Source organism: Pseudomonas sp. 3A(2025), from assembly GCF_054589175.1.
In genome coordinates, this window is record NZ_BAAILM010000008.1 from 122208 (window position 1) to 141867 (window position 19660).

Below are 19660 nucleotides of genomic sequence, written 5' to 3' on the forward strand. Positions count from 1 at the left end.
CAGTCCATTTGTAGCGGAGTTTAGGTGTACAACCAAAGGCTGTCAATATTCAAGCGAGGCCGCCGTTGGCCCGCAGCACTTGCCCATTGACCCAGCCAGAATCCGGCCCTGCCAGAAACGCCACCACGCTGGCGATATCGTCTGGCTGGCCGAGGCGTTGCAGCGGCGGCAGGCTGGCGAAATGCTGGATCTGCTCCTCGGTCTTGCCATTCAGAAACAGCTCGGTGGCCACCGGCCCCGGTGCGACAGCATTCACCGTGATGCTGCGTCCGCGCAGTTCTTTGGCGAATACCGGGGTCATGGCTTCGACGGCGGCCTTGCTGGCGTTGTAGATCGCATAGCCGGGCAGGTTCAGGGCCAGGGCGGTGGTCGAGAAGTTGATGATCCGCCCGCCGTCGTTCAGGCGGTTGCTGGCTTCGCGCAGGGTGTTGAACACGCCACGGGTGTTGACCGCAAAGGTCTGCTCGAACAGTTCGTCGCTGGTTTCGGCCAGTGGCGTGGTCTTGAGGATGCCGGCGTTGTTGACCAGCACATCGACCTTGCCCAGATGATGCTCGGTGGCGTCGAACAGCCGGCGCACGTCGGCGGGGCTGGCGACATCGGCCTTGATCGCAATCGCATCGCGACCTTCAGCCATCAGTTCGGCCACCAGATTGTCGGCTTCGTCGGCGCTGTTGGCGTAGTTGATCACCACGGCAAACCCGTCGGCGGCCAGGCGCCGGGCGATTTGTGCGCCGATGCCGCGTGAGGCTCCGGTGACGATGGCGACTTTGCGAGGACGACTCATGAGGCATCTCCTTTCAGCGTGAGTAGGCATCTATCATAGAGCGCTATGTGCTTTCCCGTTCGATCAGACGGCAATCGAGCAGGTTCAAGCGCTGGATTTCATCCTCGACCGGCAATACCCCGAGGCTCTGCAATACCCGCTGCGCCGCCAGCACGCCGATTTCCAGCGCCGGGGGCTTGATGGTGCTCAGGCTCGGCAACAGCATTTCGGCGAAAGCGTAGTCGCCAAACCCCATCACCGCGCAGTCCTGTGGAATCGACAGCCCCGCACGCTGCCCGGCCAGCAGCCCACCGGCCGCCAGGTTGTCGTTGGCGAAAATGATCGCGTCCGGGCGTGTCTCGCCGCTCATCAACTGCTGCATGGCCTGCTTGCCGGCCTCGAACGGCGCCAGCCCCAGGTCCGGGGCAAACACCCACGTTTCAAGACCCAGCGCTTTCAAGGTGTCGGCATAACCGTCGCGGCGCTCCAGTGCGCTGAAATCGCCAGCCACGCTGTTCTGCACAAAGGCGATGCGCCGGTAGCCCTTGCCATGCAGATACTGCGTGGCCGTAACGCCGACCTGGTAATGGGAAAAACCGATCTGGATCGGGTTGCGCTCCGGGCGGTAATCCCAGGTTTCGATCACCGGCATGTCGGCCTGCTCGATCATCTTTTGCGTGCCGTCGGTGTGAAAGTGGCTGGTCAGCACCAAGGCTGCCGGCGACCAGCCGAGAAACGCCCGCACCGCGCTTTCTTCCTGTTCGGCCGAGAAGTAACTGGAGGCCAGCAGCAACTGGAAGCCGTGCTGGCTCAGGGTGTCGCTGAAGCCCTGAATAGTGCTGGCGAAGATCGGCCCGGAGATGTTCGGGATCACCATGGCCACCACCTTGCTGCGCGCCGAGGCCAGCCCGCCGGCCACCAGATTGGGTACATAACCCAGCTCTTCGACCACCGCCGCAATACGCTCGCGCAGGTCCGCAGAGACCTGCTCGGGCTGGTTGAAGTAGCGCGAAATGGTGATCGACGACACGCCGACCTGCTGGGCCACGGCACTGAGCGTGACTCTACCGGCGCCTCGGCGTTTGCGTGTTGCGGGAGGAAGCTCTGCCATGCCTGATCGTTCGCATAAAAGAAAAAAGAATATAAAAGTAATTTTTCAGTATTGGACGCTCTATGGTCCGTTTTCTGATACTGGCGATGTTAGCGCTAACGTCATGGTTTGTCTGCTACTCGCCACTGCGAATGCCGAACCCCGTTTAGCTGCAATAATCCGAAGATGCGTGGGGCATCGACGAACTTAGGCAATTTTCAGGCAGGCACGCAGATGCACACGACACTTGGCAGCGGCACCGCACACACTCCTTTGGCACAGGCCATCGGGCACGCTCATTCAGGGCGGGCACGTCATTGCGCGTGGCTGTTGATGGGCCTTGCCAGTTTGCCACTGGCGCCTGGTGTGGTGCTGGCAGACACCACCCAGAACGCTTCCGATGCGCCGGTGCTCAATGCCGTGACGGTCACCGCCACACGCCGCGAAGAGTCGCTGCAAAAAGTCCCGGTGGCGGTCTCGGTGGTCGAAGGCGAACAGCTTGAGCGCGACAACCGCAATGGCGTGGCCGGACTGGTGCAGCAAGTGCCGAGCCTGAACTTTCGTACCGGCGCCTCGAACAAGGACACCTCGCTGTTCATTCGCGGCGTGGGCACCATTTCGACCTCGCCGGGCGTCGAGCCCACCGTGGCAACGGTCATCGACGGCGTGGTACTCGGTCGTCCGGGCCAGGCGACGCTGGACCTGCTGGACCTTGAGCGCATCGAAGTGCTGCGCGGCCCGCAAGGCACGCTGTTCGGCAAGAACGCCTCGGCCGGTGTCCTGAACATCGTGACCAAGGCGCCGACCGAAGAAACCCACGGCTACATCGACCAGTCGTGGTACAGCGGCAACGAAAGCCGCACCCGCTTCGGCATCGGCGGCGCGCTGATTCCCGATACCCTCAAGGGCTCGGTCACCACGCTGTTCGGCAGCTACGACGGCAACGTCGACAACAAGGCCAACGGCCAGGAAGTCAACGGCTACAACCGCAAGGGCGTGCGCGGCAAGCTGGAGTTCACCCCCACCGACGACGTCACCTTTACCCTGGCCGCCGATTACATGCAGGCCCACGACGACGCGCCCAACGGCGTGGTCAGCAAGAGCCTGACGCCTGCGTTCGCCAGCGCCCTGGCCCCGGTGAATGCCAGCAGCGACAACCGCGATGTGGTCAGCGATTACCGCAGCCATGTCGACGATGTGAACAAGGGGTTGTCGGGCCAGCTGGACTGGCAACTGGGTGATTTCACCCTGACCTCGATCACCGCCTGGCGCGGCTGGGACAACACCCAGTACCAGGACGGCGACCGCCTGAGCATCATCAGCCCGGCCTTCGCCGGCACCGAAGACAAGGGCGACCTGGAATACAACCAGTACTCGCAGGAACTGCGCCTGGCCTCGCCCAAAGGCGGCTTCGTCGAGTACGTCGGCGGCTTGTTCTATATGCATGGCAAGAGCGACGAAACCTACCAGCGCACGCTGATCACCACGACCTCGCGTGACCGTGGCATCGCCGACTACAGCACCACCAGCGAAAGCTACTCGGTGTTCGGTGAAAGCACCTTCAACCTGACCCCGGACCTGCGTGCCATCGCAGGCGTCCGCTGGACCCATGACAAGCTCGAATACGATCACCGTCGCGTCTCGACCTCGGCGGTCACGGTCAGCGGTATCCAGCCGGCGACCAGCAGCTCGGGCTCGGTGGACGAAGACGGCAAGTCCGGCCGCCTGGGCCTGCAATACGACCTCAGCGACACGGTGACCAGCTACGTGACCTATTCGCGTGGCTACAAGGGCCCGGCCTACAACGTGTTCTTCAACATGCAGCCGCGCGACACCGATGCACTGAAGCCCGAGACGTCGAACACCTGGGAAGTCGGCATCAAGGCCAGCGCCTGGAACAACCGCCTGACCACCAACCTGGCCGTGTTCCACAGCGATTACGACAACTATCAGGCGAACTTCTTCGACAGCGTTGCCGGCCAGGTCGTGACCCGGCTGATCAACGCCGGCAGCGTAAAAACCGAAGGCGTCGAACTCGACTACGCGCTGCAAGTGACCTCGCAATTCAAGGTTTCCAGCGCACTGGCGTACACCAAGGCGCGCATCGACAGCTTCGCCTGCCCGGCCGGTGCCGCCGCGTCGTGCAACGTCGATGGCAAGACCCTGCCGTACAGCCCGGACTGGAAAAGCTATGTGCGCGCCGACTACAGCATCCCGCTGGACAACGGCCTGGATATCGAGCTTAGCAGCGACTACAGCTGGCAGAGCGAAGTGCAGTACGACATCAGCCAGAACGTCGACACCAAACAAGGCGCCTATGGTATCTGGAACGCCAGCATCGCTCTGGCCGACTACAACGCCGGCTGGCGCGTCGCCTTGCTGGGCAAGAACCTGGCCGACAAATCGTACTCGCCAATGCTGGCCACCGGCGGCAACTACATCTACCGCGCCGTGCCGCGTGACGATGAGCGTTATTTCGGTGTGCAGTTACGTAAGGATTTCTGACATGAGCAAGCGGCAACTGAAACTGGGCGCATTCCTGATGGCCACCGGGCACCATGTTGCCGCCTGGCGCCATCCGCAAGTACCGGCTGACGCGGGCCTGGATTTCAAGCACTACAAGCACCTGGCCCAGGTGGCGGAGGCTGCGCGTTTCGACGCGCTGTTCGTGGCCGACAGCGTGGCCGCCGCGACCGGCGAGATCGCCAGCCGCATGGCGCGCTCCGACCACTTCGAGCCGTTGACCCTGCTGTCGGCGCTGAGCGCGGTCACCGAGCACATCGGCCTGATCGCCACGGCGACCACCACCTACAACGAGCCGTACCATGTGGCCCGCAAGTTCGCATCGCTGGATCACTTGTCTGGCGGGCGTGCGGGCTGGAACCTGGTGACCTCCGATGCCGCCGCCGAGGCGCAGAATTTCGGCCTCGACGAACACGTCGGCCACGCCGAGCGCTACAGCCGGGCGCGGGAGTTTCATCAGGTGGTGACCGGCTTGTGGGACAGCTGGGCCGACGACGCGTTTAGCCGCGACAAGGCCAGCGGTCAGTACTACGACCCGGCCAAAGTGCATGTGCTTGACCATCAGGGCGAGCACTTTCGGGTCAAAGGCCCGCTCAACGTGGCGCGTTCGCCGCAGGGCCAGCCGGTGGTGGTGCAGGCCGGTTCTTCCGAGGTGGGTCGCGACCTGGCGGCGCGGACCGCCGAAGTGGTGTTTACCGCACAAACCTCACTGGCCAGCGCGCAGGCATTCTATGCCGACCTCAAGGGCCGGCTGGCCGCGTATGGCCGCAGCCCCGAGTCGCTGAAGATCATGCCCGGCGTGCTAATCGTGGTGGCTGAAACCGAGGCCCTGGCCAAAGCAAAATTCGAGTCGTTTCAGGACCTGGTCGAGCCGCAGGTCGGCGTGGCCTTACTGGGGCGCATGCTGGGCAACTTCGACCTGTCGGGCTATCCGCTGGATGGGCCGTTACCTGAACTGCCATTGACCGACAGCGGCCAGCGCAGCCGTCAGGTGTTGCTGACCGAACTGGCCACGCGAGAAAACCTAAACCTGGCGCAACTGGGCCGGCGCATCGCTGGCGGGCGCGGGCATTACAGCCTGATCGGCACGCCTGCGCAGATCGCCGACGAGTTGCAGAACTGGTTCGAAAACGGCGCCGCCGACGGCTTCAACGTGCTGGTGCCGCATTTGCCCGGCGGGCTGGAAGACGTGGCGCGCTTGCTGGTGCCGGAACTGCAACGGCGCGGCCTGTTTCGCACTGAGTACGAAGGCAGCACGCTGCGCGAAAACCTTGGCTTGCAACGCCCCGCCAATAAATTTGAATGAGGCTTTCACCGATGAAACCACTGGCATTACTCGCCGCAGCCCTGGCGTTCTGCGGGCTGCTCAATACCGCCGTCGCCGCTGACCCCGAGACCCTGCGCATCGGCTTTCAGAAAGGCTCGATTCCGCTGGTACTGGCCAAGGAACACAGCTTGCTGGAAAAGCGTTTCGCCCATACGCAGATCAAATGGATCGAATTCCCGGCCGGCCCGCAGATGCTTGAAGCGCTGAACATCGGCAGCCTGGACATCGCCTCCACCGGTGATATTCCGCCGATCTTCGCTCAAGTGGCCGGTGCCGATCTGGTGTATGTCGGTGCAGAACCCCCCAAGCCTCAGGCCGAAGTGATTCTGGTGCGCAAGGACAGCCCGCTGCAAAACGTCGCCGAACTCAAGGGCCGCAAGGTCGCCCTGCAAAAAGGCTCCAGTGCCCACAACCTGGTGCTGCGCTCGCTGCTCAAGGCCGGGTTGAGTTTCAAGGATATCCAGCCGATCTACCTGAGCCCTGCCGATGCCCGCGCCGCCTTTGAAAACGGCAGCGTCGATGCCTGGGCGATCTGGGACCCGTACTATTCCATCGCACTGGTCGAAGGCCATAGCCGGCTGCTGGCCGACGGCACCGGGCTCGGATTGTCGGGACCGGTCTACACTGCACGACGCGGCTTTGCCGAACAACACCCGGCGTTTGTCCAGCAGGTGCTGGACGAACTGACCGGCGCCGATGAACTGACCCGACGCCAGCGCGAACAAAGTATCCAGATTTTGACCCGCAGCATGGGCCTGCCCGCCGAGGTGATCGGCCTGTACATCGACCACCGTCCGGTGTCGCCGAGCCTGCCGATCACGCCGGAAATCATCCAGGCGCAGCAGGTAACCGCCGACCTGTTCTTCGACAACCGCCTGATACCAAGGAAGGTCGATATCCACAAAGCCGTGTGGCAACGTCCGTAGGACCGACTTTAGTCGGGAAGCAGACGCCGCAATTTTGCGTTGAGGCATTCGCGGCTAAAGCCGCTCCTACGAGAAACTCCAAATCCAGAGAGCCGGGACTTCTTCAATGACCTACATCGCTGCCGAAAACCGCTACACCGACATGCTCTACCGCCGTACCGGCCGCAGTGGCTTGCTGCTGCCGGCCTTGTCGCTGGGGCTGTGGCACAACTTCGGCGACAGCACGCCGATCGACACCCAGCGCGCCATGTTGCGCACCGCGTTCGATCTGGGCATCACCCATTTCGACCTGGCCAACAACTACGGCCCGCCCTACGGCAGCGCCGAGGTGAACTTCGGCCGCCTGCTGCGCGAAGACTTCAAGGCCTACCGCGACGAACTGATCATCTCGACCAAGGCCGGCTGGGACATGTGGCCAGGCCCTTATGGCCAGGGCGGCGGTTCGCGCAAATACGTGCTGGCCAGCCTGGACCAGAGTTTGCAGCGCCTGGGCGTCGATTATGTGGATATCTTTTATTCGCACCGCTTCGACCCCGACACCCCGCTGGAAGAAACCGCCGGCGCCCTGGCCACTGCCGTGCAGCAGGGCAAGGCGTTGTACATCGGCATCTCGTCGTATTCGGGCAGCAAGACCCGGGAAATCGCCGCCTTGCTCAAGCAATGGAACGTGCCGCTGCTGATCCATCAGCCGGCCTACAACCTGCTTAACCGCTGGGTCGAAAAAGACCTGCTCGACGCCACCGACGACCTGGGTGCCGGCGTCATCGCCTTCACCGCCCTGGCGCAGGGCCTGCTGTCGGACAAGTACCTCAATGGCGTGCCGCAAGACGCACGGGTCAACCGGCCCGGCGGCGGCTCGCTGAAGGCCGAGCACTTGTCGGAGCAGAACCTGGCCCACGTTCGCGCCCTCAACGAGATCGCCCGCAGCCGCGGCCAGAGCCTGGCGCAAATGGCGCTGGCCTGGACCCTGCGTGACCCGCGTGTGACCTCGGCCTTGATCGGTGCCAGCCGCCCGGAGCAGATCGTCGAGAACGTCGCAGCCTTGAACAACCTGACATTCAGCAGCGAAGAGCTGGCGGCCATCGATAGCTTTGCGGTCGAAGGCGGTATCAACCTGTGGGCCAAGCCTTCCTTGGCGCAGTGATCGGCGCCGCTTCGCTGCGGTAACCCGGCAGCGCTTTGCGCGGCGGTGGCCCGAAGGCCGGCACGGACGGCGCGGTGTCGTGGTACTGCGGGTAATGCGCCTGAAAGTCCAGTGCGGCCTGGATGATCTGCCAGTCGCTCAAGGGTGGCCCGCAAAAGGTGGCGTTGATCGGCCATGAACGAAGCGCGCCGCTGCCGCCATGGCTGATGGGGAAAGTGACCATCGGCCAGCCCGGAATACTGGCCAGGCGGTAGCGCTCTTCGCCGCCCTCCAGGGAAGCGTCGCGCAGGCCTGCCGGCGAGCCTTGCGCCATGACCAGCATGAAATCCAGACCGTGGCTGCGTAGCGCACTTTCCCAGCGTTGCGCCGTTTGCGGCAATGGATCGGGGAACTCCAGCAGCCGCGCACCCAGCGTGCTCAATTGGCGCCTGAGGCGTTCAAAAGCCTGTCGGTAATCGGCCTCGAACGGGCTGACTGGCAGCGCCGGCACACCAATGTTCAGTCCGGCCAAGGGCGTGGCGCCGGGCTGCGTAACGGCGGGCAGCGGATCGCTGCTGCCCAGCGTCGCCAGAATCAACGAGGCATCGCGCACCGAGCGGGCAATGCTGCCCGGTAATTCGCAGCCCGGCACAAGACCTGCCGAAGGCTTGATCGCGCTGGCGCCATTGGCCGCTGCCGGAATGATCAGGCCATCGTCGCCGACCTCGGCCAGCGTGGCAGCGCACAACCGATTGACCGGCGCGATGGCGGCAAAATCGGTGCTGATGTTGCGGGTGGTCGTCGGGTTCAGGCGGTGGCCAAGCAAGACCGCACCCTGATCGCGCAGATGGACGAACAGGGCCGAATCGGCTTTGCCCGGACTGGCCAGGCGTCCGTTGCGACCTTCCTGGCCTGTGCCGGAAAACAACTCGCGCGCACCCAGCACAATGCCGCACAGCACAGGTGCCGGACCGCGCGGATCGTCGCTGCTGCTCAGCCATTGATCGGCCAGGCGTGCCTGGGTCAGGGCCTGCTGGGCATCGATGTGGACAAAGGCGTTGTAGCCACCGTAATCGGCATGCGGGCCGCAGGCACTGTCGAATTCGTAGGTGCGGGCCAGATAAGCGATGGTGAGTTGTTCGGCGGTCAGTTCGCCGGTGCGAAACAGCACCGCCATTTCGGCGACCTGGTAGTCGACGATACGGTCGCGCAGCTTGATGGACGAGCGTGGCGGCAGGTTGACGTAACTATGGAGCACGTCGGCTGAAGAGATGCGGTGGTCCATCGCAATAAGCTCCTTGTGGTCTTGCCGAACAAGACCGTTCATGGAGCTAATCAGCGAATGTCGCAGACGTAAACTGACAGAAATACCAGCATGCCCCGCCACGCCTTATGGGCCGGGCATGCCCTTTGGTCAGCTGTCTTCGCCGTCGTCTTCGTCGCCGCCGTCGACCTTCATGCCCAACTCCTTGATCTTGCGCGTCAGGGTATTGCGACCCCAGCCCAGCAGCACGGCAGCATCGCGGCGACGGCCGGCGGTGTGCTTGAGGGCGGTCTCGATCATGATCCGCTCGAAGGCCGGGACGGCGCTGTCGAGCAGGTTCGACTGGCCACGCGACAGTGCCTGGTCGGCCCACTGGCGCAGAGCCTGTTCCCAGTTGGTAACAGGGGCTGCGTCTTGCGGAACGTTGAGCAGTTCAGGCGGCAGGTCGCTGACGTGCACTTCGCGGCCCGAAGCCATGACCGTGATCCAGCGGCAGGTGTTTTCCAGTTGCCGCACGTTGCCCGGCCACGGCAGGTGTTTGAGGTATTCCTCGGTCTCGGTCTTGAGCAGCTTGGGCTCGACCGCCAGTTCTTGCGCGGCGCGGCTGAGAAAGTGCCGGGCAAGCGTCGGAATGTCTTCGCGACGGTCCGACAGACGCGGGATGTGGATACGGATCACGTTCAGGCGATGGAACAAGTCTTCGCGGAACTTGCCGGCATGCACCAGGGTTTCGAGGTTCTGGTGAGTCGCCGCGATGATCCGCACATCGACCTTGACCGGCGTGTGGCCACCGACGCGGTAGAACTCGCCATCGGCCAGCACGCGCAGCAGGCGGGTCTGGGTGTCGGCGGGCATGTCACCGATTTCATCGAGAAACAGCGTGCCGCCGTCGGCCTGTTCGAAGCGGCCACGGCGCAGGTTGGCGGCGCCGGTGAAGGCACCTTTTTCGTGGCCGAACAGCTCGGACTCCATCAAGTCCTTGGGGATGGCGGCCATGTTCAACGCAATGAACGGGGCGATAGAGCGTGGGCTGTGGCGATGCAGGGCATGCGCCACCAGTTCCTTGCCGGTGCCGGACTCGCCGTTGATCAGCACGGTGATGTTGGAATGGCTCAGGCGCCCGATGGCGCGAAACACTTCCTGCATCGCCGGCGCTTCACCGATGATTTCCGGGGTGCGCGCCACGACCTGTGGCACGTCCAGGCCTTGTTGCTCCTGAGCGTGCTGATTGGCGCGCTTGACCAGCGACACCGCTTCGTCGACATCGAATGGCTTGGGCAGGTACTCGAAGGCGCCGCCCTGATAAGAGGCCACGGCACTGTCGAGGTCCGAGTGCGCGGTCATGATGATCACCGGCAGGCGCGGGTGCTGCTCGCGAATCTTGGCCAGCAGGTCCAGGCCACTGGCGCCGGGCATGCGGATATCGGAAATGATCACATCCGGCTGCTGGCGGGCCAGGCGGCTCATCACGCCATCGGCGCTGTCGAAGCTTTGCGTGGTCATGCCTTCCTGTTGCAGGGCTTTTTCCAGCACCCAGCGGATGGAACGATCGTCATCTACGATCCAGACAGTTTCACTACGGCTCATGTCGAAGCGGCTCCTTGTTCCAGCGGCAGGAAGATCGAAAAGTTGGTGTGGCCGGGATGGCTTTCACACTCGATCAGGCCCTGGTGCTGGCTGATGATGTTCTGGGTAATGGCCAGGCCCAGCCCGGTGCCGTCGGGACGGCCGCTGACCATCGGGTAGAAAATGGTTTCCTGAAGCTCGGGCGGGATGCCGGGGCCGTTGTCGATGATCTCGACCTTGCTCACCAGCCGGTGGCGAATATGGCCGATGGTGAACTGGCGCATCGCCCGGGTACGCAGGGTGATGCGGCCCAGGCGCAGCTCGTTCTGGCTGCCGATGGCCTGCATGGCGTTGCGCACGATATTGAGCACGGCCTGGATCATCTGCTCGCGGTCGATCAACACATCGGGGATGCTTGGGTCATAGTCACGCACCAAAGTGATGCGCCCCTGACTTTCGGCATCGACAAGGCTGCAGACCCGCTCGAGCACTTCATGAATATTGGTCGAGGCCAGCGACGGCAGCTTGTTGGAACCCAACATGCGATCGACCAGATTACGCAGCCGGTCGGCTTCCTCGATGATGACGTTGGTATAGTCCTTGAGGCTTTCTTCGGGCAGCTCACGCGCCAGCAATTGCGCCGCACCGCGAATGCCGCCCAGCGGATTCTTGATCTCGTGGGCCAGGCCGCGCACCAGCATCTTGGTGGTTTCCTGCTTGGACAACTGGGCCTCTTCCTTGGTGATACGCAGCAGGCGGTCACGCGGGTGGACTTCGAGCAGCAGCAGGGTCTCGCCCTTGTTGAGGATCGGGGTGACGGCGTAGTCGACAGTCAGGGTCTGGCCGGTCAGCGCCGTGAGCATGGCCTCGCGCTTGGTGAACGGGTGCGCATGTTCCACCGCCTGGCGAAGCGAACTGAGGGCTTCGGCGGACTCGGTGAACAGTTCGCTGATGAACTGGCCATGGCTACGCTGACCACTGATGGCCAGCAGCATTTCTGCGGCGGGGTTCATGTACTCAAGGCGCAGGTCGGCGTTGAGCAGGATCGTCGCAGTGGTCAGATTGTCGAGTAACAATCGGTGCAGCGCGTCGCTGATAGTCATGAATCCGGGTGACCTCTTTTGGCACATTGCAATCACGAACTGTAACGCTGGCAGGATTTGCCAGCCTGGGCACCGTCTTCAATACGGTGCGTAACGGAGTGCTGTGCTGGCTGAAGTTGCAAGAACCAAACCAAGGCTCCGAAAAGAAGCGGCTGTTCCGCAAAAACCGGGCTTTTATTGTGCCCTTGTTGAAAGCCCGCGACCTTTGCGCGTCAAAATTGAACCGAAGTGGGGCTATAGGCCAGTGCACTGGATTATTTATGCACCAGTTTAGTGCTTCGTGGCGTTTTGGTAAGAATGTGCCCGGTATCGATTCAGAAAGACGGCAACCAGCTGCTTTTTTCTTCAGGCTTGTCCTTGAGCGCACATTCCGGGCGCACGCCGTATTCCTCGACCTTGCAGGGGTTGGCCTGGCGCTTCTGGGTCAGTGACTGGCGCTGCAGGTGAAATGGCTGGTTGGGGGTCTTTTCCAGCAACTGGCCGTTCTGGTCGAGGATTTCCACCGACAGCTGGTGAGTGCCGCGGTCGATATTGCTCAACGGGAATACCGGGCTGCGGCCAGGCTCGCCCACCGGCTGGCCGTCGAGCAGCAGGCGGTAAGCGTGGCCTTCCTGCAGGGCCGGGTCGCTGCTGACGGTGACGATCAGATTGCCTTCCATGTTGCGCAGGGTGGCATCGGGCTCGGGCACCAGAATGCGCAGCAGTTCGTAGCGGGCGGCCGGCTTGACCCTGGCAGGCGAAGCCGGGCTGAGCTTGACGCTGCGGGTCGGCGGCGTGCCGGTCATGTTGTTGGTTGGTGCGACGTCTACGCGCCTGGCGTTCTTGTGGGGCTGGTCGGTGAACACCTGGTTGCCCTGGGCGTCGGTGTAGGTATAGATGTCGGCGGCCATCAGCGAGCTGCTGGCCAGCGTCATACTCAGTGCCAAGGCGTGCACAAGCTTCACTTCAAGGCCTGCCAGCGGCAACGCGCATGATACTCAGGGTCACATTCGGGCTCTGCTGGATGACCCCACGCGCATCCTGCACTACCACTGCAAAGCTGTGCTCGCCACGTGCCAGGTTGACCACTTGCAGCTTTGGCAGGTTGCTGGCCTGGCCGTAAGGGCTGCCGTCGACCAGCAGTTGCAGGCGATGGCCCGATTGCAGACGTGGCTCTACCGCAACATTGAGGGTAAAGGTGCCGTCGTTGGCGCGCACCGTGGCGTCACCGGGCAGGTCGGTCAGTTCCAGACGCTGATAAACAGGCTGTTCGGCCGGGTTCTGCACGGGATTGCTGACGGGCGCCGCAGGACGCTGGGCCTCGACGCTGTTGAGCGGCTTGAGTTCGACCGCTTCGGCCTTGGCGCCATCGGGCGGCTGGTTGCTGAAGGCAGGGTTGCCGTTGGCATCGGTGTACTTGTAGATCTGCGCCATGGCGGGCACACAGATCAACAGCAGCAGGCAGGCAAGGTAACGGCGCATGGACTTCTCGGCATCAATGGGGCGCGATGGGCAATCAGCATAATGCACATTGGTGCGCCGTGCGTGGCCTCAGTAGTCGCGCACCTGATCGAACCACTGTTGCGCCATGGATTCGGTCACGCCCAGGCGCAAGGCGTCGGCGCACTGGCCGAGTTGCCAGACCGCTTCGCCCAGGTCTTCGCGCTCGCTGGTTTCGATACCTTTGAAGGCGTTGAAGCAGCGAGCGAAGGCGGTGATCGCCGCTTGGGCCTGCGTCAGGTCTTGCGCATCGCTCAGTTGCACCAACGCCCGATCGAAGGCCTGGTTGGCCTGCGTGGCCTGTCGTTTCGGCCAGCCCGAGAAGGGTCGGCCAAATTCGGCTTCCCACCACTGCGCCTTGCGCAGTTGACTGACCGAGGCATGCCTCGCCCATGTGCGCTTCTTGAGCTGCTGGCGCAGGCGCTTGCCGGTGTCTTCTTCAACATTGAAGGCGATGAAACTCTCAAGCTTCGGCCAGGTGTCGAGCGGTGGCAGCGCGCTCAGTTCAGGCATGAAGCGCAATTGCAGTGTGTGCAGCGCAGGGTGATGGGCCAGTTGCTCAAGATCACAGAAATGCCCCCGCAGGCTCAGCGACACAAGGTTCGGGAAGCGCGCCAGGCACTTGAGGGAAATCGGCTGCGCCATCGGGCCGTTGTGCAGCGTCAGGTCGTCGACGCGATGCAGTTCGCCCATATCGGGCAGCACGTAAGGCTGCGCGTTTTTGCGGGCCAGGGTGGTGGGCGCAAGCGCCAGACTGCTCGGCAAGTCGCCGTCGGCACTGAAGCGGGTCAGATCGCCTTCGACGCTCAAATGGCGATGCGGCCAGACTTCGTGGCTGGGCAGGGTCAGGTGCAGGTGCCCGCCCGACCGGCTCAGGTCCAGTGACAGTTGATGGATGTTGCTGTGGCGGGCATCAAGCCGGGTATCCCCAGCCAGCACCGGTGTCCAGTTCAGGGTTTCGATCGGGCGTTTGCAGGCCCAGGCGAAGAATCCGCTGTCGCTGCCGGTATAGCTCAGCACGCGCGGCCAGGGCGAGCCGGCCGGGGTGCTGAAGGCATCGAACACATTCCAGTTCAATGGCTGGTGCGCCTCGACGTGCAGGTCGGCGTTTTTGCCCAGCGCTGCCGGACCGATGCGCAGCAGGCCGACGCCCGGCTCCCGAATCAGGGTGTGGCTTGCGGGGCCGGTCAGGTCGATGAGGTGCTGCGGTTTTTTATCCATGAGCGGCAGGATAACGCTGCAGGACCAAACGAAAAAGGCCACCCGAAGGTGGCCTTTTTCGTGGCGCGGGTTTGACCCCGCGCACTGGAATCAGCAGCTGTAGTACAGCTCGTATTCCAGAGGGTGTACGAAGGTGCGGACTTTGATTTCTTCGTGGCTTTTCAGCTCGATGTAGGCATCGATGAAGTCATCGGAGAACACGCCGCCCTTGGTCAGGAACGCACGGCCCTTGTCCAGCTCTTCCAGAGCTTCTTTCAGGCTACCGCAAACCTGTGGAATCTCTTTGGCCTCTTCAGGCGGCAGGTCATACAGGTTCTTGTCGGCAGCATCGCCTGGGTGGATCTTGTTCTGGATACCGTCCAGGCCGGCCATCAGCAGTGCTGCGAAGGCCAGGTACGGGTTGGCAGCCGGATCCGGGAAGCGGGCTTCGATACGACGGCCACGTGGGCTGGAGACGTAAGGAATACGGATCGAGGCGGAACGGTTACGTGCCGAGTAGGCCAGCATGACCGGTGCTTCGAAGCCTGGGACCAGACGCTTGTAGGAGTTGGTCGACGGGTTGGTGAAGCCGTTCAGGGCCTTACCGTGCTTGATGATACCGCCGATGAAGTACAGGGCGGTGTCGGACAGGCCGGCATAGCCTTCACCTGCAAAGGTGTTCTTGCCGTCTTTGGCGATCGACAGGTGGACGTGCATGCCCGAACCGTTGTCACCGTACAGAGGCTTTGGCATGAAGGTAGCGGTGCGGCCATACGCGTCGGCAACGTTGTGAACAACGTACTTCAGGGTCTGGACTTCGTCAGCCTTCTTGACCAGCGTGTTGAATTTCACGCCGATTTCGTTCTGACCGGCAGTGGCCACTTCGTGGTGGTGCACTTCGACGAACTGGCCCATTTCTTCCAGTGCGTTGCACATGGCAGTACGGATTTCGTGGTCATGGTCGACCGGTGGCACCGGGAAGTAGCCGCCTTTGACGCCTGGACGGTGGCCTTTGTTGCCGCCTTCGACTTCCTGGTCAGTCATCCACGAGCCTTGCTCGGAGAAGATCTTGAACATGGAACCGGAGATGTCGGACTTGTATTTGACCGAGTCAAAGATGAAGAACTCAGGCTCAGGACCTACGAAGACGGTGTCACCGATACCGGTGGTCTTCAGGTATTCCTCGGCGCGGTGAGCGATGGCGCGCGGGTCGCGATCGTAACCTTGCATGGTCGAAGGTTCGATGATGTCGCAGACCAGGATGATGGTCGGCTCTTCGGTGAACGGGTCCAGTACAGCGGAGTCGTCGTCCGGCAGCAGGATCATGTCGGAGGCTTCGATGCCTTTCCAGCCTTCAATGGAGGAACCGTCGAACATCTTGCCGACTTCGAAGAAGTCGTCGTCCAGCGCATCGCGCGCCGGCATGGTGACGTGCTGCTGCTTGCCCTTGGTGTCAGTGAAGCGCAGATCAATCCATTTAACGTCATGATCTTTGATGAGTTGAACCGACTTCGACATGGTGTCCTCCGGGTGACTTGAGGCCTTTGCTTGGTATTGGCCCCGACGATTTGGGTGATGCACGGCGCAGAATACTCTGCCATGGCAACCTGCCTCACAAGGGAGCAAATTGCATGCCAGTGCCCCGAGTTGGGTTGAGCGCCCCAAATACACGCGTTTACGGCGTTCAAACGGATTTTACGGGAAATATATGCACCTTAATGAGGCTGAATTTGTCTTTAGTGGTCTTTTTTGGTGCGCCGATGATCGGGTGTACGATAACTGGTTAAACCTTGAGCAATTTCCGCTATAATCCGCGCCCCTCTTTTTTAGCTGGCCCCACGCGCATTGTTTCTATGAAACTGATCGTCAAAGTTTTCCCCGAAATCACCATCAAAAGCCCGCCGGTGCGCAAGAAGTTCATTCGCCAGCTGGCCAAGAACATCCGTGTCGTCCTGCGTGAGCTGGATGCGGACATCGTCGTGGGCGGTGTGTGGGACAACCTTGAGGTCGAAACCCGGCTGACCGATCCGAAAATCCTGCAGGGCATTACCGAGCGCCTGAGCTGCATGCCCGGCATCGCCAATTTCCTGCAGGTGGCCGAATACCCGCTGGGCGACTTCGACGATATCGTGGCCAAATGCAAGGTGCATTACGCCGACCTGCTGCCGGGCAAAATGTTTTCGGTGCGCTGCAAGCGCGCTGGCAGGCACACCTTCACGTCCATGGAAGTCGAGCGCTACGTGGGCAGCCAGCTGCGCCGTGAATGCGGGGCCGCCGGCATCGAGCTGAAAAAGCCCGAGCTGGTGGTGCGCATGGAAATCCGCGACCAGCGCCTGTTCGTGATCCACAGCCAGCATCAGGGCCTGGGCGGGTATCCGCTGGGCGCGCTGGAGCAGACCCTGGTATTGATGTCGGGCGGTTTCGACTCCACCGTGGCGGCTTACCAGATCATGCGCCGTGGCCTGGTCACGCATTTCTGCTTCTTTAATCTGGGCGGCCGCGCCCATGAACTGGGCGTGATGGAAGTCGCGCACTTTATCTGGAAAAAATACGGCAGTTCCCAGCGCGTGCTGTTCATCAGCGTGCCGTTCGAGGAAGTTCTGGGCGAAATTCTGCAAAACGTCGATGACAGTCATATGGGTGTAGTGTTGAAGCGTATGATGTTACGCGCAGCCTCTGCCATGGCTGACCGACTGGAGATCGACGTGCTGGTGACCGGCGAAGCGATTTCCCAGGTGTCGAGCCAGACCCTGCCGAACCTGAGCCTGATCGATTCGGCGACCGACAAGCTGGTACTGCGCCCGCTGGTGGCGACCGACAAGCAAGACATCGTCAACCTGGCGACCCAGATCGGCACCGCCGAGTTCGCCCGGCACATGCCTGAATACTGCGGGGTGATTTCGGTCAACCCCAAGACCAATGCCAAGCGCAATCGCGTCGAGCATGAAGAAACCCGCTTCGACATGGCGGTGCTGGAGCGTGCCCTGGAGCGCGCCCGGCTGGTGACCATCGATCAGGTAATCGATGATCTGGGCCAGCATGTCGAGGTTGAAGAAGTCCAACAGGCCCTGGCAGGCCAGGTCATCGTCGACATCCGTCACCCGGATGCCCAGGAAGACCAGCCGCTGCACGTGCCGGGCGTAGAAGTACAGACGCTGCCGTTCTATGCACTGAACAGCCGTTTCAAGGAACTGGACGGTAATCGCCAGTACCTTTTGTATTGCGACAAAGGCGTCATGAGCCGCCTGCATGCTCACCATCTGCTCAGTGAGGGGTATGCCAATGTGCGCGTATATCGACCGAGCTAAGTGCCCGGGGCTGTTTGCCTGTGGCTTGCGTCACCGGCCCCCCGACGCCTTGCGGCATCGGCCGACGCCTTGAAGCTTCAAACGCTAATCGCTGACCCTCACCGGGCAGCAAACCGAATCCTCTGATCGAGATACACAAGTGATCGAAAATCTCCGCAACATCGCCATCATCGCCCACGTTGACCATGGTAAAACCACCCTGGTAGACAAACTCCTGCGTCAGTCCGGCACTCTGGAGCGCAACGAGCTCAACGACGAGCGCGTGATGGACTCCAACGACCAGGAGAAAGAGCGCGGTATTACCATTCTGGCGAAAAACACCGCCATCAACTGGAACGGCTACCACATCAACATCGTGGACACCCCGGGCCACGCCGACTTCGGCGGCGAAGTAGAGCGCGTCATGTCGATGGTCGACTCCGTGCTGCTGCTGGTCGACGCTCAGGACGGCCCTATGCCGCAAACCCGTTTCGTGACCAAGAAGGCGTTCGAAGCCGGCCTGCGTCCGATCGTGGTCATCAACAAGGTTGACCGTCCAGGCGCGCGTCCGGACTGGGTTCTGGACCAGATTTTCGACCTGTTCGACAACCTGGGCGCTACCGAAGAACAACTGGACTTCCAGGTTGTTTACGCCTCGGCCCTGAACGGCATCGCCGGCCTGGACCACACCGCCATGGGCGAAGACATGACCGCGCTGTACCAGGCGGTTGTCGATCACGTTCCGGCCCCTGCCGTTGACCGTGACGGTCCGTTCCAGATGCAAATCTCGGCACTGGACTACAACAGCTTCCTGGGTGTTATCGGTGTTGGCCGTATCGCCCGTGGTCGCGTCAAGCCGAACACCCCGGTGGTCGCCATCGACGCCGACGGCAAGCGCCGCAACGGTCGTATCCTGAAGCTGATGGGTCACCACGGTCTGCACCGTGTAGACGTTGAAGAAGCAGCGGCCGGCGACATCGTCTGCATCAGCGGCTTCGACGAGCTGTTCATCTCCGACACCCTGTGCGACCCGTTGAACGTCGAGGCCATGAAGCCGCTGACCGTCGACGAGCCAACCGTTTCGATGACCTTCCAGGTCAACGACTCGCCATTCTGCGGTAAAGAAGGCAAGTTCGTGACCTCGCGTAACATCAAGGACCGTCTGGACAAAGAGCTGCTGTACAACGTGGCCCTGAAAGTTGAAGAAGGCGACAGCGCCGACAAGTTCAAGGTTTCCGGCCGTGGTGAGCTGCACCTCTCGGTACTGATCGAAACCATGCGTCGCGAAGGCTTCGAGCTGGCCCTGGGCCGTCCTGAAGTGATCATCCGCGAAGTCGACGGCGTCAAGCAGGAACCGTTCGAAAACGTCACCATCGACATCCCTGAAGATTCGCAGGGCAAGGTCATGGAAGAGATGGGCCTGCGTAAGGGCGACCTGACCAACATGGTGCCGGATGGCAAAGGCCGTGTTCGTCTGGAATACAACATCCCTGCTCGCGGTCTGATCGGTTTCCGTAACCAGTTCCTGACCCTGACCAACGGTGCTGGCATCCTGACCTCGATCTTCGATCGCTACGACACCGTCAAGTCGGGCCACATGTCCGGCCGTCAGAACGGCGTTCTGGTTTCGGTTGAAACCGGCAAGGCACTGACCTACTCGCTGGAAACCCTGCAAGCGCGCGGCAAGCTGTTCGTCGAGCACGGCCAGGAAATCTACAACGGTCAAATCGTCGGCCAGAACAGCCGCGACAACGACCTGGGCGTCAACCCTACCAAGGGCAAGAAGCTCGACAACATGCGTGCTTCGGGTAAAGACGAAACCATCGCTCTGGTTCCACCTGTGAAGTTCACTCTGGAACAGGCTCTGGAATACATCCAGGAAGACGAGCTGTGCGAAGTCACGCCGAAGTCCATCCGTCTTCGCAAGAAGATCCTGGACGAAAGCGAGCGTACCCGCGCTGCCAAGAAAGCCAAGAACTGAGTAATCGGTTCAAGCGCTGACTAAA

The 19660-nt window shown here is 61.8% G+C and carries 15 protein-coding genes; 6 read left to right on the forward strand and 9 right to left on the reverse strand.

The window, feature by feature from the left end; translation table 11 throughout:
• Positions 1-49 precede the first annotated feature (49 nt).
• Together ACYP2A_RS02690 and ACYP2A_RS02695 are read right to left on the reverse strand one after the other, a co-directional pair.
• On the reverse strand, positions 50-787 hold the full coding sequence (locus ACYP2A_RS02690; protein ID WP_459742517.1) for an SDR family oxidoreductase: 738 nt from the start codon (positions 785-787) through the stop codon (positions 50-52).
• 43 nt (positions 788-830) lie between these two features.
• Complete coding sequence (locus ACYP2A_RS02695) at positions 831-1877, reverse strand: LacI family DNA-binding transcriptional regulator (RefSeq protein ID WP_459742519.1); 1047 nt, start codon at positions 1875-1877, stop codon at positions 831-833.
• A 213-nt stretch (positions 1878-2090) separates the two neighbouring features.
• Between ACYP2A_RS02695 and ACYP2A_RS02700 the strand changes: the two genes are divergently transcribed.
• The 4 genes from ACYP2A_RS02700 to mgrA all read left to right on the forward strand — a co-directional run bounded on the left by ACYP2A_RS02700 (position 2091) and on the right by mgrA (position 7776).
• Positions 2091-4361: a TonB-dependent receptor gene (locus ACYP2A_RS02700; protein ID WP_459742521.1), complete on the forward strand. Its 2271-nt coding sequence runs from the start codon at positions 2091-2093 to the stop codon at positions 4359-4361.
• A gap of 1 nt (position 4362) precedes the next feature.
• Entirely contained in the window at positions 4363-5685 is a 1323-nt protein-coding gene (locus tag ACYP2A_RS02705) for an LLM class flavin-dependent oxidoreductase (protein WP_459742522.1), read from the forward strand.
• A gap of 11 nt (positions 5686-5696) precedes the next feature.
• Positions 5697-6632, forward strand: coding sequence for an aliphatic sulfonate ABC transporter substrate-binding protein (locus tag ACYP2A_RS02710; RefSeq protein ID WP_459742524.1), 936 nt, complete (start codon positions 5697-5699; stop codon positions 6630-6632).
• 106 nt (positions 6633-6738) lie between these two features.
• Positions 6739-7776 (forward strand): L-glyceraldehyde 3-phosphate reductase, encoded by a 1038-nt coding sequence (gene mgrA, locus ACYP2A_RS02715; RefSeq protein ID WP_459742525.1) that lies wholly within the window; start codon positions 6739-6741, stop codon positions 7774-7776.
• Here mgrA and ACYP2A_RS02720 read toward each other — a convergent pair.
• The 7 genes from ACYP2A_RS02720 to glnA all read right to left on the reverse strand — a co-directional run bounded on the left by ACYP2A_RS02720 (position 7742) and on the right by glnA (position 15885).
• Positions 7742-9040, reverse strand: coding sequence for an amidase family protein (locus tag ACYP2A_RS02720; protein WP_459742527.1), 1299 nt, complete (start codon positions 9038-9040; stop codon positions 7742-7744). The genes mgrA and ACYP2A_RS02720 overlap by 35 nt on opposite strands.
• 129 nt (positions 9041-9169) lie before the next feature.
• Entirely contained in the window at positions 9170-10606 is a 1437-nt protein-coding gene (gene ntrC / locus ACYP2A_RS02725) for a nitrogen regulation protein NR(I) (protein WP_459742529.1), read from the reverse strand.
• Positions 10603-11688 carry a nitrogen regulation protein NR(II) gene (gene glnL, locus ACYP2A_RS02730; RefSeq protein WP_459742530.1) on the reverse strand — a complete coding sequence of 362 codons (1086 nt, stop codon included), beginning with the start codon at positions 11686-11688 and terminating at the stop codon, positions 10603-10605. The genes ntrC and glnL overlap by 4 nt, the downstream gene beginning before the upstream one ends.
• A 314-nt stretch (positions 11689-12002) precedes the next feature.
• Complete coding sequence (locus ACYP2A_RS02735; protein ID WP_459742695.1) at positions 12003-12602, reverse strand: DUF4124 domain-containing protein; 600 nt, start codon at positions 12600-12602, stop codon at positions 12003-12005.
• Positions 12603-12633: 31 nt separating this feature from the next.
• Positions 12634-13149, reverse strand: a complete 516-nt coding sequence (locus tag ACYP2A_RS02740; RefSeq protein ID WP_459742532.1) for a DUF4124 domain-containing protein — start codon at positions 13147-13149, stop codon at positions 12634-12636.
• 69 nt (positions 13150-13218) lie between these two features.
• Positions 13219-14388: a hypothetical protein gene (locus tag ACYP2A_RS02745; RefSeq protein WP_459742534.1), complete on the reverse strand. Its 1170-nt coding sequence runs from the start codon at positions 14386-14388 to the stop codon at positions 13219-13221.
• A 90-nt stretch (positions 14389-14478) separates the two neighbouring features.
• Positions 14479-15885, reverse strand: a complete 1407-nt coding sequence (gene glnA, locus ACYP2A_RS02750; protein WP_459742535.1) for a glutamate--ammonia ligase — start codon at positions 15883-15885, stop codon at positions 14479-14481.
• A gap of 335 nt (positions 15886-16220) precedes the next feature.
• Between glnA and thiI the strand changes: the two genes are divergently transcribed.
• Both thiI and typA read left to right on the forward strand, forming a co-directional pair.
• Positions 16221-17675 (forward strand): tRNA uracil 4-sulfurtransferase ThiI, encoded by a 1455-nt coding sequence (thiI, locus tag ACYP2A_RS02755; protein WP_459742536.1) that lies wholly within the window; start codon positions 16221-16223, stop codon positions 17673-17675.
• Between the two features lie 139 nt (positions 17676-17814).
• Complete coding sequence (typA, locus tag ACYP2A_RS02760) at positions 17815-19635, forward strand: translational GTPase TypA (protein ID WP_459742538.1); 1821 nt, start codon at positions 17815-17817, stop codon at positions 19633-19635.
• Positions 19636-19660 lie beyond the last annotated feature (25 nt).

Coding starts and splice junctions, on each gene's coding strand:
- ACYP2A_RS02690 (WP_459742517.1), bottom strand. CDS start 787: ATGAGTCGTCCTCGCAAAGTCGCCATCGTCACCGGAGCCTCACGCGGC.
- ACYP2A_RS02695 (WP_459742519.1), bottom strand. CDS start 1,877: ATGGCAGAGCTTCCTCCCGCAACACGCAAACGCCGAGGCGCCGGTAGA.
- ACYP2A_RS02700 (WP_459742521.1), top strand. CDS start 2,091: ATGCACACGACACTTGGCAGCGGCACCGCACACACTCCTTTGGCACAG.
- ACYP2A_RS02705 (WP_459742522.1), top strand. CDS start 4,363: ATGAGCAAGCGGCAACTGAAACTGGGCGCATTCCTGATGGCCACCGGG.
- ACYP2A_RS02710 (WP_459742524.1), top strand. CDS start 5,697: ATGAAACCACTGGCATTACTCGCCGCAGCCCTGGCGTTCTGCGGGCTG.
- mgrA (WP_459742525.1), top strand. CDS start 6,739: ATGACCTACATCGCTGCCGAAAACCGCTACACCGACATGCTCTACCGC.
- ACYP2A_RS02720 (WP_459742527.1), bottom strand. CDS start 9,040: ATGGACCACCGCATCTCTTCAGCCGACGTGCTCCATAGTTACGTCAAC.
- ntrC (WP_459742529.1), bottom strand. CDS start 10,606: ATGAGCCGTAGTGAAACTGTCTGGATCGTAGATGACGATCGTTCCATC.
- glnL (WP_459742530.1), bottom strand. CDS start 11,688: ATGACTATCAGCGACGCGCTGCACCGATTGTTACTCGACAATCTGACC.
- ACYP2A_RS02735 (WP_459742695.1), bottom strand. CDS start 12,602: ATGACGCTGGCCAGCAGCTCGCTGATGGCCGCCGACATCTATACCTAC.
- ACYP2A_RS02740 (WP_459742532.1), bottom strand. CDS start 13,149: ATGCGCCGTTACCTTGCCTGCCTGCTGCTGTTGATCTGTGTGCCCGCC.
- ACYP2A_RS02745 (WP_459742534.1), bottom strand. CDS start 14,388: ATGGATAAAAAACCGCAGCACCTCATCGACCTGACCGGCCCCGCAAGC.
- glnA (WP_459742535.1), bottom strand. CDS start 15,885: ATGTCGAAGTCGGTTCAACTCATCAAAGATCATGACGTTAAATGGATT.
- thiI (WP_459742536.1), top strand. CDS start 16,221: ATGAAACTGATCGTCAAAGTTTTCCCCGAAATCACCATCAAAAGCCCG.